Below are 14,558 nucleotides of genomic sequence, written 5' to 3'. Positions count from 1 at the left end.
AGAAAGACTATGACGAGCGAAAATACAGTTTCAGCCGCCGGCGGCGAGGGCAATCACGACAAGCTCCTCGCCGCTGTCGGCGTAGATATAGAGCCCGGTCTTCTGACCCTGGCTCTCACGCACCGCTCGTACGCGTACGAGAACGGCGGACTGCCCACGAACGAGCGCCTCGAGTTCCTCGGGGATTCCGTTCTCGGCGTCACGGTGACCGAAAATCTCTACCTGTCCCACCCGGACAAATCCGAAGGTGATCTGGCGAAGATCCGTGCCAGCGTGGTGAACATGCATGCACTCGCCGAGGTCGCCAGGACTCTGGGTGAAGGTGGACTCGGTGCACACCTGCTGTTGGGTAAGGGCGAGGAAATGACGGGCGGCCGTGACAAGCCGTCCATTCTCGCCGACGGCATGGAGTCGATTCTCGGCGCCATTCACCTGCAGCACGGCATCGAGACTGCGCGACGCGTTGTTCTCGATCTGTTCGACGATCTACTCACTCGCGCACCGCTTCTGGGCGCGGGTCTGGATTGGAAGACGAGTCTGCAGGAACTGACCGCAGAACACGGTGCCGGAGTTCCCGTTTACGAGATCACCGCTACCGGACCCGATCACGACAAGGAATTCACGGCCACCGTTCTCATCAGTGGCAAACCCTTGGGTGTCGGTGTCGGTCGTTCCAAGAAGGAAGCCGAGCAGAAGGCAGCAAGTTCGGCATGGAAGACGATGTCGGAGAATGCCGCTGCTACCGCAGTTGCTGCCGACGACGCGCCTGATCTTGCCGGCTGAGTTCACTCTTGCCTGAGCTTCCCGAAGTCGAAGTCGTTCGCCGCGGCCTGCAGTCTCATGCTGTAGGTGCGGCGATCGAGGCCGTCGAGGTCCTCCATCCCCGCGCGATCAGGCGCCACATTCTCGGTTCCGAGGACTTGATCGGCCAACTCACCGGGCAGACCATCGCTTCGGCAGAGCGTCGAGGCAAGTATCTGTGGCTGGTTCTCGAGCCTGCCGGTGTCGGGCTGGTGGTTCATCTCGGGATGAGCGGACAGATGTTGGTCCAGCCCCCGACAGTCGACTGGGAAAAGCATCTACGCATCCGGTTGGCCCTCGATTCCGGAGCGGATCTTCGATTCGTCGATCAGCGAACTTTCGGTGGCTGGTCGATTTCACCTCTCGTCGAGGTCGACGGAACGATGCTGCCCGAGTCGGTGGCGCACATCGCTCGTGATCCCATGGATGTTGCATTCGATCTCGAATCCGTCGTGAAAGTCCTGCGGGGCAAACATACCGAGATCAAGCGCGCGATTCTCGATCAGACCGTGGTCTCCGGGATCGGAAACATCTACGCCGACGAATCGTTGTGGCGCGCAAAGATTCACGGCAACCGAATCGCCGAATCCCTCACCAGGCCCAAACTTCGAGAGCTGTTGACCGCAGCGCACGCAGTGATGGGTGAAGCACTCGATCAGGGCGGTACGTCCTTCGACGCTCTGTACGTGAACGTCAACGGCGAGTCCGGTTACTTCGACCGGTCGCTGTCGGCGTACGGGCAGGAAAATCTTCCGTGCCCGCGATGCGGCGCGCCGATCAAGCGTGAGAAGTTCATGAATCGATCGTCGTTCAGTTGCCCGAGGTGTCAGCCGACCCCGAGGGCAAGGCGAATCGCCTAGGTCTCCCGCCCCTCCGGTTCGGCGGAGTGGCAAGATTGCGTCATGGCTGAACAGACTCCCGACAACGCTGCAACCGCCCCCGCTCACACGGAGCTTTGGGTCGAACGCACCGGAACCCGCCTCTACACCGGCAAGAGTTCGCGCGGCGCAGAGGTTCTCATCGGCTCCGAATCGGTTCCAGGAGTCTTCACGCCCGGCGAACTGCTCAAAATCGCGCTCGCCGCGTGCACCGGTATGAGCTCCGACTTCCCGATTTCTCGCCGCCTCGGTGACAACTACGACGCGACGGTCCGCGTGTCCGGCGCCGCCGATCGGGAGAACGAGGTCTACCCGCAGCTCGACGAGGTCCTCGAACTCGATCTCAGCGAGTTGGATGCCGAAGCACAACAGCGCCTCATCACTCTCGTCGAGCGCTCCGTGGACAAGGTATGCACCGTCGGGCGCACTCTCAAGGCCGGAACCAAGGTCACTCTGTCGTTCGACACGGAAGCCTGATGTCTCGCGCGGGCAGCATTGTCGCTGCGATCGCACTGGGTTCCGTTGTGGCGGTGAGTGCTCCGGCGCACGCCTCGGTCCCGGTCGACGGCTCGGCCGGTGGTTGCGGGTCGTGGACGTCGAGCGTCGTGACGACTGGCGCCGGCATGCTCGAGAATCTCGAATTCGACGGCAACGGATCGATGGTGTTGTCGCAGTCGGCTCTGATCGGGCCGGGTGCACTGCTGAAAGTGACTCCGGACGGAACACGGACAACTTTGGTCGGTGACGTCACCGGACCTGGCGGGTTGGTCGCGCGTGACGGATCCGTGTACTTCACCACGGGCAACTCGACTGTCTCGGGACTGTTCGGAATCGCAGACGGCAGCCTTCGCAAGGTCGACGTCGCAGACGGATCGGTGACAACGATTGCCGACGGTCTGGTGATGCCGAACGGGCTTGTGCCGCTGGACGGCAACCGCTTCCTCACCGCTCGCACGCTGACCCGGCCGGGCCTGACAGTCGTCAACGGTGACGGAACCAGTTCGATCGTTCGTGAGGATCTCGGCACCGTCGACGGTCTCGCGCGCTCAGGTTCGACGATCTACGTGAGCACGACCTTCGACATGGTGACCGCCGTCCACGTCCTCGACGCACACGATCTGGGCGGAGCAGTGCGGACGATCACGCTCCCCGGATTCGGTCCGGCAAACATGGCGGACGATCTGACCGTCGGACCGGACGGCGCGCTGTACGTCGCTTTCAATGCCGGCGGCAAAGTTGTTCGCGTCGATCCGGATTCGGGATCTTCGTGTGAGATCGCCTCGGGTCTGCCGTTCACATCCGCGGTCAAGTTCGGCGCCGGTCCGGGCTGGGATCCCAACTCGCTCTACACCACCGGTTTCCTGGGTGAGGTTCACCGTCTCGAACGTGTGGCGGGCTGAGCGTCGTGGCTGAGACAGCACCCGTGCGGTTGACGGCGTGGGTTCACGGATACGTTCAAGGCGTCGGGTTTCGGTGGTGGACCAGGGCCCGCGCTCTTGAACTCGGGTTGATCGGATATGCGTCCAATCAGCGTGACGGTCGAGTGCTCGTCGTGGCGGAAGGCGAACGCACGCAGCTCGAGCGATTGTTGGAGTTACTGCGCTCGGGGACTACTCCGGGCACGGTGGATCTTGTGGTCGACAGCTGGGACCCCGCCAGGGGTGACCTGACAGGGTTCGTCGAACGCTGACCGGTTTGGCGGTAAAGTTTCCCCCCATGCACCTCAAGAGTCTGACACTCAAGGGATTCAAATCCTTTGCGTCGGCAACGACTCTTCGGTTCGAGCCGGGGATCACCTGCGTCGTCGGCCCCAACGGCTCGGGTAAATCCAACGTCGTCGATGCGTTGACCTGGGTGATGGGCGAGCAGGGCGCCAAAGCCTTGCGCGGCGGCAAGATGGAAGACGTCATCTTCGCCGGGACCTCCGGCCGCGCGCCGCTGGGCCGCGCCGAAGTGACCCTGACCATCGACAACGCCGACGGCGCGCTCCCGATCGAGTACTCCGAGGTGTCGATCACGCGCCGGATGTTCCGCGACGGCGCGGGGGAGTACGAGATCAACGGCTCGTCCTGCCGTCTGATGGACGTCCAAGAACTGCTCAGCGACTCCGGTATCGGCCGCGAGATGCACGTCATCGTCGGGCAGGGACGGCTCGCCGCGATCCTCGAATCCCGGCCCGAAGACCGACGCGCCTTCATCGAAGAAGCCGCCGGAGTCCTCAAACATCGCCGCCGCAAGGAAAAAGCGGTGCGCAAGCTCGATTCCATGCAGGCCAATCTCGCTCGGCTCAGTGACCTCACCTCGGAACTGCGTCGGCAACTCAAACCGCTGGGACGCCAAGCCGAGGTCGCCCGGCGAGCGCAGACGGTCCAGGCCGACCTCCGTGATGCCAAGATGCGACTGGCCGCTGACGACCTGGTGACCCGTCGAACCCAACTGAACGACCAGGCGCAGGACGAGCAAGCGGCTCGCGAACAGCACAATCAGGTAGCGGCTGCGCTGGACGAGGCCAATCTCGAACTCGGGCGACAAGAGCAAGCCCTCGCTCGTCTGACTCCGGGATCGGAAGCTGCCGCGCAGAGTTGGTTCCAGCTCTCCGCGCTTGCCGAACGAGTCAACGCCACCGTGCGCATCGCCCGCGAACGCGCACGACATCTCGACTCCGAACCCGTCGGCAACCGAGGCCAGGACCCGGACGAGATGGAGGCGCGCGCCGAACGTCTTGCTGCCGAGGAGGCTGAACTCCTCGAAGACGTCGAGATCGCGCGAGCGGCATCGGAAGCAGCTCGTGAGCAGCTGGCAGCCACGGAAGATGCTGCAGCAGAGGCGGAACGGGCGCACATGGCGGAAGTCCGCGCCGTCGCGGATCGGCGCGAAGGTCTCGCTCGACTCTCCGGTCAGGTCGACACTCTGCGCACCCGCGTCGAATCCGTCGACGCCGAAGTGTCTCGGCTGACCGAAGCGATCGACGAGGCTCGTCTGCGTGGGGATGCTGCACAGGCCGAGTTCGACACGGTGCAGGAAAGCATCGGGGACCTCGACGCCGGTGAAGTCGGCCTCGACACCAATCACGAACGCGCCATCGAAGCTCTCGAGATGATCGACGCGCGCGTCGACGAACTTCGCGAGGAAGAAAAGACGAGCGGGCAACGCATCGCTTCGCTCCGTGCGCGCGTCGAGGCACTGTCGATGGGCTTGCAGCGCAAGGACGGTGGCGGTTGGCTGCTCGAACACCGACGCGACGACGGCATCACCTCGCTGGCCGGATTGATCCACGTCGAACCAGGCTACGAGGCCGCGATCGCCGCCGCGATGGGACCGGCAGCGGACGCCGTCGTGGCGCAGTCGCTGGACTCGGCTCGCTCTGCTGTTGCATCACTGGCCGATCAGGACGGTGGGCGTGCATCACTGATCGTGAGTGGTGAACCGACGATCAAGCGCGAGGCCGAGATCGCGCCGGGTAGTCGTCATGCGGTCGACGTCATCGACTGCCCTGACGAGTTGCGTGCCGGATTGACCGCAATCCTCGATGGCGTCGTCCTGGTCGAGACTCTCGATGACGCGATTCGAGTTGTTGCTGACCACAAGGGAATTCGTGCAGTGACGCGTTCCGGCGATCTGCACGGTCCGGGGTGGATGATCGGCGGTTCGGATCGGCAACCGAGCACGCTGGAGGTGCAGGCGGCGATCGACGCGTCCGCAACGGAACTGGCGGAAACGGAGAGCCGATCCGAGGAACTCGACGCTGCGCTGTCCGGCGCCCTGGCCGAACAGGCCGCTCGACGCGAGACCGCGGAGCAGACACTGGCTGCGCTCAACGAATCGGACGCCGCCATGTCCGCCATCTACGAGCAGCTGGGCAGATTGGGCCAGGCAGCTCGAGTCGCCCACGCGGAATCCGATCGGCTGACCGCCCAGCGAGTGCGCGCCGAGGAGGGGCGCGGTGAGTCGCTGACCAAGCTCGCGGATCTGGAGGAACGACTGCGCGTTGCCGAAACCGACGGCAGCGCACCGGGACACGGCGCAGAATCGACCGCTGCTGATCGTGAAATGGCCGCAGCAGCGCTGGCGGAAGTGCGCATCGTCGAAATGGATGCTCGCCTTGCGGTGCGCACCGCCGAAGAACGTGCGGAATCCGTTCGCGGCAAGGCTGATTCGCTTCGCCGCGCCGCGGCCGCCGAACGAGAAGCGCGAATTCGCGCCGAACGGGCTCTGCGCGCCAGGGCGCACGCGGCAGAGGTTGCAGCTGCCGTCGCCGAATCGGGACAACGAGTGGCGGCCGAACTCGAGACCGTCGTCGCTGCGGCTCTTGCTCACCGCGACGAGTTGGCTCGGGCCCGCTCCGAGTGCACGGCCAAACTGGATCAGGTCCGCGAGATAGTCCGCGCACTGACCGGACAACTCGCTTCGCTCACCGACGCCGTCCATCGCGACGAGGTCGCCAAGGCTCAGGCAGCGTTGCGCATCGAACAACTCGAGGAGTCGATCCTCGACCAGTACGGTATCGGCCTCGACGACCTGATCGCCGAGTACGGGCCCGACGTCGAACTGCCACCGACGGCGCTCGAAATCGAGGAGTACGAACAGGCGAAGGAGCGTGGAGAGCAGGTCACCGCGCCCGCTCCGCTTCCGTACGACCGCACGACTCAGGAACGGCGCGCCAAGCGTGCAGAGAAAGACCTCGCCACCCTCGGCAAGGTCAATCCGCTCGCGCTCGAGGAATTTGCAGCACTCGAAGAGCGGTACACTTTCCTCTCCACTCAGCTCGAAGACGTCAAGACCGCTCGCAAGGACCTTCTTGCTGTGGTCGCAGACGTGGACGCGCGAATTCTGCAGGTATTCACCGAGGCGTACGCCGACGTCGAGCGTGAGTTCGTGGGAGTGTTCGAGAAATTGTTCCCCGGGGGAGAAGGACGACTGGTCCTCACCGACCCCTCGGACATGCTCACTACCGGCATCGAAGTCGAGGCGCGTCCGCCCGGCAAGAAGGTCAAGCGGTTGTCGTTGCTGTCGGGCGGCGAGAAGTCGTTGACCGCGGTGGCCATGCTGGTCGCGATCTTCCGGGCTCGCCCTTCCCCGTTCTACGTCATGGACGAGGTCGAGGCGGCTTTGGACGACACCAACCTGCGGCGGCTGATCGGACTCTTCGAACAATTGCGGGAGAAGTCGCAGTTGATCGTGATCACCCACCAGAAACCGACCATGGAAATCGCCGACGCGTTGTACGGAGTCAGCATGCGCGGCGACGGAATCACCACAGTGATTTCGCAGCGACTTCGCGGTCAAGACATGGCCTCTACGTAAGCCCTGCTCACTTTCCGGCTCGGAGCCTGAAACAATGGGCCGGTGACTACCCAGGCTTGGATCATCATCGCGGCTGTAGCAGCCGTACTACTCGTCGTTCTCGTTGCCGGATTCCTGCGCTACCGCAAGGGGCAGGTGTCGCTGAAGGCGCCCGAGACGAAGCCGGAGCTCGGCGCCCCCGAGAAGGACAAGTCAGGCGGCTACAAGGCCGGCGGCGGGTTCAACTTCAGTCAGGGGTCCACGGCGACGGCGCCGCCTCCGGTGGTTCCGACACCTCCGGTCGCGGAGAAGCCGCCCGTTGTCGAAAAGCCGATAGTTGAAGAACCTGTCGTCGAAAAACCTGTCGTCGAAAAACCGGTTGTCGAGAAGCCGGCTGTTGCGGAACCGGCTGTCGAGGAACCTGTCGCCGAGAAGCCGGCCGTCGTCGAGGAACCGGTTGCCGAAGAGCCGGTAATCGAAAAGCCGGTTGTCGAAGAACCGGTTGTCGAACCTGTTGTCGTTCCCGAACCTGTCGTTGTACCCGAGCCTGTCGTGCCTGCACCGCGCGTGCTGGACGAGATCGATCCGACCGAGGGTCGGCTGGACCGACTGCGCGGACGCCTCTCCCGCTCGCAGTCGGCGGTCGGCAAGAGCTTGCTCGGTCTGCTCGGTGGCGGCGATCTGGACGAGGATTCGTGGGAAGAAGTCGAGGACACCCTTCTGATCGCGGACCTCGGCTCCGCGACCACCGAGAAAGTTGTCACCAAGCTTCGTGAGCAGATGGCGGCCCGCAGTGTCCGCACCGAAGCTGACGCCCGCGCACTACTTCGCGAGGTGCTGATCGCCGAACTGCGTCCCGAACTGGACCGTTCCATTCGCGCACTGCCGCACGACGATCACCCGGCTGTTCTGCTCGTCGTCGGTGTCAACGGGACCGGCAAGACCACCACCACAGGCAAGCTGGCTCGCGTGCTCGTCGCCGACGGTCGTCGCGTCGTGCTCGGTGCCGCGGACACGTTCCGCGCCGCCGCTGCCGATCAGCTCCAGACGTGGGCAGAGCGTGTCGGCGCCGAAGTTGTCCGTGGCAAGGAGGGCGGCGATCCCGCTGCGATCGCGTTCGACGCGGTTTCTCGCGGCATTGCGGACGGCGTCGACGTGGTCCTCATCGACACTGCCGGCCGCCTGCACACCAAGACCGGTCTGATGGACGAACTCGGCAAGGTCAAGCGAGTCATCGAGAAGAAGGCGTCGGTCGACGACGTTCTGCTGGTTCTCGATGCGACGGTCGGCCAGAACGGACTCGCGCAGGCGCGAGTGTTCGCGGAGGTCGTGGACATCACCGGCGTCGTGTTGACCAAGCTGGACGGAACCGCGAAGGGCGGAATCGTCTTCCAGGTTCAGCATGAGCTGGGTGTGCCGGTGAAGTTGGTCGGTCTCGGTGAAGGCGCCGACGATCTGGCGCCGTTCGAGCCGGGTGCGTTCGTAGACGCCCTGCTGGGCTGACGCCCCCGTGCGCCTTTTTGGTAGTTCGAACTACCAAAAAGGCGCACAGGGTTCGTAGAACCCCCTGGCGAAACCTGTTTGCAACAAAGTTGGGCAATTGGTTCACGTCTGCGAAACGCGACAGCGCCATGGACGAAACACCAGCCCAGCACTCTTCTCCTTAACGACGTGCTGCCCGGCACGTGCGACTAGGAGGTAGTAAGTGAGTACCGACGATTTGTTGGCGAACTCCGGTAACGCCGCATGGATGCTGATGGCTGCATCTCTGGTCTTGCTGATGACACCCGGCCTCGCTTTCTTCTACGGCGGGATGTCTCGGTCCAAGTCCGTCCTGAACATGATGATGATGTCCTTCGGGGCCATGGCCGTCATCGGCGTCATCTACGTTCTGTGGGGATGGTCGATGTCCTACGGCACCGAGAACATCGGGGGCATTTTTGCCAACCCGTTCGAGTTCTTCGGCCTCAAGAACAGCATCACCGATGCTGACGGCAACTTCATCGCCGGCGCGTGGGGCTACCCCAACGTCATCGACATCGCGTTCCAGGTGACATTCGCGATCATCACCACCGCCCTCATCAGTGGCGCCCTGGCCGAGCGAGTCAAGTTCGGCACCTGGCTCCTGTTCTCGGGTATCTGGGTCACCGTCGTCTACTTCCCCCTCGCACACATGGTGTGGGGCGGCGGACTCCTCTCGGGCTCCGAGGACGGCATCGCGGCAAAGCTCTTCGGCACCACGGTCAACGACGACGGAGTCACCGTCGCCAACGTCGCTCCGATCGACTTCGCCGGTGGCACAGTCGTTCACATCAACGCCGGTATGGCCGGTCTGGTTCTCGCCCTCATCGTCGGCAAGCGTCTCGGCTTCGGCAAGACCGCCTTCCGTCCGCACAACCTGCCGTTCGTGATGCTCGGCGCCGCACTGCTCTGGTTCGGTTGGTTCGGCTTCAACGCCGGCTCGGCATTCGCCGCCGACGGTAACGCCGGTCTGGCTTGGGTCAACACGACCACCGCGACGTGTGCTGCAGTCCTGGCCTGGCTCGCTACCGAGCGTATTCGTGACGGTCACGCCACCAGCCTCGGCGCAGCATCCGGTGCGGTTGCCGGTCTGGTTGCCATCACTCCGGCTGCCGGTGCGCTCAACCCGGTCGGTTCCATCTTCCTGGGCGCTGTCGCCGGCATCCTGTCTGCTCTCGCAGTCGGCCTGAAGTTCCGCTTCGGTTTCGACGACTCGCTCGACGTCGTCGGTGTTCACCTCGTCTCCGGCTTGTGGGGCACGATCGGTATCGGATTCTTCGGCACCGCAACCGGCCTCTTCTACGGCGGCGACTACAAGCAACTGGTGGTTCAGATCGTGATCGCACTCGCAGCACTCGTCTTCACCGGCGTTCTGACGACGATTATCGGCTTCGCACTCAAGCCCCTGGGCTGGCGAATCTCGGCCGAGGACGAGGCACGCGGCATCGACGAGACCGAACACGCAGAGACCGCATACGACCTCGCGTGATCAGCACGTGATTAAAGTGAATTCAGGCACTTCAGAGTTGGGAAAGGGATGAGCACATGAAGCTGATCACAGCAATCGTCAAGCCGTTCACGCTCGAGGACGTCAAGACCGGACTCGAGCAGGCCGGAGTGCTGGGTATGACAGTCAGCGAAGTTCAGGGCTACGGCCGACAGAAGGGCCACACCGAGGTGTACCGAGGCGCGGAGTACTCCGTGGACTTCGTACCCAAGGTTCGGGTCGAGGTTGTCGTCGACGACGCGGCCGTGGACAAGGTGGTCGAGGTGATCGTCGAGGCCGCTCGCACCGGCAAGATCGGTGACGGCAAGGTGTGGGTCTCGCCCGTCGAGTCGGTCATCCGGGTTCGTACCGGGGAACGCGGTGGCGATGCACTCTGACCCGAAAGGGTCCGAGAACTTCGGCCCTGGTTCCGTCGCGAAAGCGACGGGGCCAGGGCCGGTCTCGTCAGGGGGATCCGACGAAGCTGCGGACCTGGCCCGCGCACGCAAGGCCCTACTCACCGGTGGCGTCAAGAACAGGAGGCTCGACGCCCCGTCACTGCGACATGCACTGGTCGATCTGCACGAATTCTGGTTGACCACCAAGGGGACCGAACTGGGCATCAAACCGGATTGTGGGTTTGCCATCGTCGCCGTGGGTGGTCTGGGCCGACGCGAACTGTTGCCGTATTCCGACCTCGATCTGATTTTGCTGCACGACGACATGGACCCGGCAGTCGTCTCCCACGTCGCGGACAGCCTGTGGTACCCGCTGTGGGACGCGCACATCAAACTCGACCACAGCGTGCGGACGCTTCCGCAGGCGCTCCAGGTTGCGGCCACCGACATGACCGCGGCGCTCGGAATGCTCGAAGCGCGCCACATTGCCGGCGACGTGGAACTGAGCAACCTGTTGATCAGTGGTGTTCGTCGACAGTGGCGCATGGACATCCGCAGCCGGTTCGACGAGTTGATCACCCAGACTCGTACGAGGTGGGAGCGCAGCGGCGAGATCGCCCATCGCGCCGAACCGGACCTCAAGAGCGGCCGCGGCGGGTTGCGTGACGTGCAGTTGCTCAACGCCCTGTCCATCGCGCAGTTGACCGACGGGATGCCGGGACTCGGACCCAACTCACCCGGCGGTGGCCTGGCACTTGCGCACAGGCGGTTGCTCGACGTGCGCACCGAACTTCATCGCGTTGCCGGTCGCGCTCGCGATCAACTGCGAGCACAGGATGCCGACGAGATCGGTGCGGCGCTGCGGATCGGGGATCGATTCGATCTTGCGCGCCTTCTCAGCGAATCGGCGCGCACCATCAGCTATTCGGTGGACGTCGGTATCCGTACCGCGGGAAATTCCTTGCCCAGGCGCGGTTTGTCTCGCCTGCGTCGTGCTCCGGTGCGGCGGCCCTTGGACGAGGGCGTCGTCGAGCACGCGGGTGAGGTTGTTCTGGCGCGCGACGCCAGGCCGAAGAAGGACCCCGGTCTGGTGATGCGCGTGGCGGCAGCAGCAGCCACCAACGGCATGCCGATCTCTGCGTCGACCCTCAATCGCCTGGCCGACAATGCCCCCGAACTACGTGAACCGTGGCCGAAGAACGCGGTCAACGATCTTCTTGTCGTGCTCGGTTCGGGCTCGCGTGCGGTTCCGGTGATCGAGGCGATGGACCGGACCGGGCTCTGGGGTCGACTCCTGCCGGAGTGGGGAACCATTCGCGATCTTCCGCCGCGCGACGCCGTTCACACGTGGACGGTCGATCGCCACCTGGTCGAAACTGCCGCCTATGCAAGCGGATTCACCACGCGGGTCGCCCGGCCGGATCTGCTCATGCTCGGTGCGTTGATCCACGACATCGGCAAGGGGCGAGGGGGAGATCACAGCGTCGTCGGCGCCGAACTGGCGACCGCGATCGGAAATCGATTGGGACTCTGGCCTTCCGACGTCGCGACGTTGACGGCGATGGTGCGCTATCACCTGCTGTTGCCGGAAACCGCGACCCGTCGCGACCTCGACGATCCGGCAACTGTGCAGCGAGTGGTCGACGCACTCGAGGGAGACGGGACCCTTCTCGATCTCCTGCATTCGTTGGCGGAAGCGGATTCTCTGGCCACCGGGCCTGGTGTCTGGGGCGACTGGAAGTCGTCGTTGATCGGCGAGCTCGTGCGTCGTTGTCGTTTGCTGATGGCGGGGGAGGAGCTCCCGCAACCCGATCCACTCGCTCCCGAGCAACTGGCCATCGCCGAGGAGGGCGGGGTTCACGTCTCGCTCGTTCCGGCCGAGAATGCGCATACCTACGTCGTGACCGTCATCGCGCCCGACGCACCCGGGTTGTTGTCTCGGGCTGCCGGGGTTCTGGCGCTGCAGTCGTTGCGGGTGCATTCTGCTTCGCTGGGGTCGCATGCGGGTTCGGCGGTCAACTCGTTTGTCGTGACGCCGAGGTTCGGCACACCCCCGCAGGCGGTGCTGCTCCGGCAGGAATTGATCCGGGCTTCTGCCGGTGAACTGAATTTGCTCGAACTTCTCGACGCGAAGGACGAGGAGGCACGGGCAGAGCAGTGGGACGACCCGATCCAGACCAACAAGGATTCCGCGGTTCCGGTGCTCTATGCGCAGGCGCCGCCGCGGGTCATCTGGTTCGACGCGCCCGGCGACGGTCACGCGATCCTCGAATTGCGTACCGAGGACCGCGTCGGCCTACTCTGCCGACTGGCCGCAGCACTCGAACACAGTGGTGCCGATATCCGGTGGGCAAAGGTCGCGACGTTGGGTTCTTCGGTGGTCGACGCGTTCTGCCTCGACTTCGGTGAGGCAGACACCCGCGCGGCGAGAGAGCGTGTGGAAGAGGCGGTACTCGCGGTGGTTCCAGTGCCTCAACCCAAGAAGAAAGAGGATTGACGGACCTGGTTTCGGCGGATACGCCCGCATCGGCTGGGATCGGTGCGGGCGTAGCGGCTAGGCTGGTGCCCGAGAATATCCACGGCTAACTCGCACGACCTTCAGGAGCGCACTCGGTGTTCGAATCCCTTTCCGACAGATTGACCGGATCTCTCAAGGATCTGCGTGGCAAGGGTCGTCTGTCCGGCGCCGACATCGACGCTACGGCCCGCGAGATCCGCCTTGCCCTGCTCGAGGCCGACGTCGCACTTCCCGTAGTGCGCAGCTTCATCGCCAAGGTCAAGGAACGAGCCAAGGGTGCCGAGGTCTCGGGTGCACTCAACCCGGCTCAGCAGGTCGTCAAGATCGTCAACGAAGAGCTGGTCGAGGTTCTCGGCGGCGAAACCCGTCGACTCCAGTTCGCCAAGACTCCGCCGACGGTCATCATGTTGGCCGGTCTGCAGGGTTCCGGTAAGACCACGCTGGCCGGAAAGTTGGCCAAGTGGCTCAAGGATCAGGGGCACACGCCGCTCCTCGTCGCCTGTGACCTTCAGCGTCCCGGTGCCGTCACTCAGCTTCAGATCGTCGGTGAGCGCGCGGGCGCTGCAGTCTTCGCGCCGCATCCCGGCACCTCCATCGGCGGCGGCGAGAACGCCCTCGGTGTGTCCGCTGCCGACCCCGTCGAGGTCGCCCGCGCCGGCGTCGAGGAAGCACGCAACAAGCATTACGACGTCGTGATCGTCGACACCGCCGGTCGTCTCGGCATCGACTCGGAGCTGATGGCGCAGGCCGCCGGTATCCGTGACGCCGTCAACCCGGACGAGACCATCTTCGTTCTCGACGCCATGATCGGTCAGGACGCGGTCAGCACCGCCGACGCTTTCCGTGAGGGAGTCGGCATCACCGGCGTCGTCCTCACCAAGCTCGACGGCGACGCCCGCGGTGGCGCCGCGCTGAGCGTCCGCGAGGTCACCGGCCAGCCGATCCTCTTCGCCTCCACCGGTGAGAAGCTCGAAGACTTCGACGTCTTCCACCCCGATCGCATGGCCAGCCGGATCCTCGGCATGGGCGACGTCCTGAGCCTCATCGAGCAGGCCGAGCAGGTTTTCGACGCCGATCAGGCCGAAGCCACCGCAGCCAAGATCGGTTCCGGTCAGCTCACCCTCGAAGACTTCCTCGATCAGATGATGGCCGTCCGCAAGATGGGCCCGATCGGCAACCTGCTCGGCATGCTGCCGGGTGCAGGCGGCATGAAGGACGCGCTTGCCAACGTCGACGAGAAGCAACTCGATCGCATTCAGGCAATCATCCGCGGTATGACGCCGGCCGAGCGTGACGATCCGAAGATCATCAACGCCTCACGCCGACTGCGTATCGCGAACGGCTCGGGCGTCAAGGTTTCCGACGTCAACCAGTTGGTGGACCGTTTCTTCGAAGCCCGCAAGATGATGGCTGCCATGGCCGGCCGTATGGGCATGCCCGGCGCCCGCAAGCAGGTGCGCAGCAAGAAGGGCAAGAAGGGCAAGAAGGGCGGCAAGGGTCCGACGCAGCCCAAGATGCGCGGAGGATTCCCCGGCATGGGCGGGTTCCCGGGTATGCCCGGTGGCATGCCGGCCGGAATGCCCGACCTGTCGAACATGCCCAAGGGTCTCGATCAGTTGCCGCCCGGACTGGAAGGCATCGATCTCTCCCAGCTCAAGCTGCCCAAGAAGTAG

General features: G+C 64.2%; 11 protein-coding genes. All 11 read left to right on the top strand.

All coding sequences use genetic code 11. The annotated features are described in order from the left end of the window. Nucleotides 1–9 precede the first annotated feature (9 nt). The gene (gene rnc, locus ACWF6P_RS29735; RefSeq protein WP_378449558.1) at nt 10–783 is read left to right on the top strand and encodes a ribonuclease III; all 774 of its coding nucleotides are present in this window, start codon (nt 10–12) and stop codon (nt 781–783) included. An 8-nt stretch (nt 784–791) separates the two neighbouring features. Beyond that, the gene (gene mutM / locus ACWF6P_RS29730; RefSeq protein ID WP_230812885.1) at nt 792–1,661 is read left to right on the top strand and encodes a bifunctional DNA-formamidopyrimidine glycosylase/DNA-(apurinic or apyrimidinic site) lyase; all 870 of its coding nucleotides are present in this window, start codon (nt 792–794) and stop codon (nt 1,659–1,661) included. A 42-nt stretch (nt 1,662–1,703) separates the two neighbouring features. Then, on the top strand, nt 1,704–2,156 hold the full coding sequence (locus ACWF6P_RS29725; RefSeq protein WP_317555137.1) for an OsmC family protein: 453 nt from the start codon (nt 1,704–1,706) through the stop codon (nt 2,154–2,156). Then, entirely contained in the window at nt 2,156–3,079 is a 924-nt protein-coding gene (locus ACWF6P_RS29720) for an SMP-30/gluconolactonase/LRE family protein (protein ID WP_452623436.1), read from the top strand. Before ACWF6P_RS29725 ends, ACWF6P_RS29720 begins: the two co-directional genes overlap by 1 nt. 5 nt (nt 3,080–3,084) lie before the next feature. Continuing rightward, on the top strand, nt 3,085–3,369 hold the full coding sequence (locus ACWF6P_RS29715) for an acylphosphatase (RefSeq protein ID WP_230812898.1): 285 nt from the start codon (nt 3,085–3,087) through the stop codon (nt 3,367–3,369). A gap of 26 nt (nt 3,370–3,395) precedes the next feature. Further along, nucleotides 3,396–6,983, top strand: a complete 3,588-nt coding sequence (gene smc, locus ACWF6P_RS29710) for a chromosome segregation protein SMC (protein WP_452623435.1) — start codon at nt 3,396–3,398, stop codon at nt 6,981–6,983. Nucleotides 6,984–7,025: 42 nt separating this feature from the next. Then, complete coding sequence (gene ftsY, locus ACWF6P_RS29705; RefSeq protein WP_452623434.1) at nt 7,026–8,465, top strand: signal recognition particle-docking protein FtsY; 1,440 nt, start codon at nt 7,026–7,028, stop codon at nt 8,463–8,465. A gap of 247 nt (nt 8,466–8,712) precedes the next feature. Further along, a complete protein-coding gene (locus tag ACWF6P_RS29700; protein ID WP_042450902.1) occupies nt 8,713–9,972 on the top strand; it encodes an ammonium transporter in 1,260 nt (419 codons plus the stop codon). 56 nt (nt 9,973–10,028) lie between these two features. Next, nucleotides 10,029–10,367: a P-II family nitrogen regulator gene (locus ACWF6P_RS29695; RefSeq protein ID WP_003942772.1), complete on the top strand. Its 339-nt coding sequence runs from the start codon at nt 10,029–10,031 to the stop codon at nt 10,365–10,367. Next, nucleotides 10,357–12,864 (top strand): [protein-PII] uridylyltransferase, encoded by a 2,508-nt coding sequence (locus ACWF6P_RS29690; protein WP_452623433.1) that lies wholly within the window; start codon nt 10,357–10,359, stop codon nt 12,862–12,864. The genes ACWF6P_RS29695 and ACWF6P_RS29690 overlap by 11 nt, the downstream gene beginning before the upstream one ends. 116 nt (nt 12,865–12,980) lie before the next feature. Then, nucleotides 12,981–14,558, top strand: a complete 1,578-nt coding sequence (ffh, locus tag ACWF6P_RS29685) for a signal recognition particle protein (RefSeq protein WP_230812905.1) — start codon at nt 12,981–12,983, stop codon at nt 14,556–14,558.

It is taken from the genome of Rhodococcus sp. NPDC055024, assembly GCF_053608585.1.
Note: the sequence above shows the minus strand (reverse complement) of the source record. Positions and strands in the feature narration are given on the sequence as shown.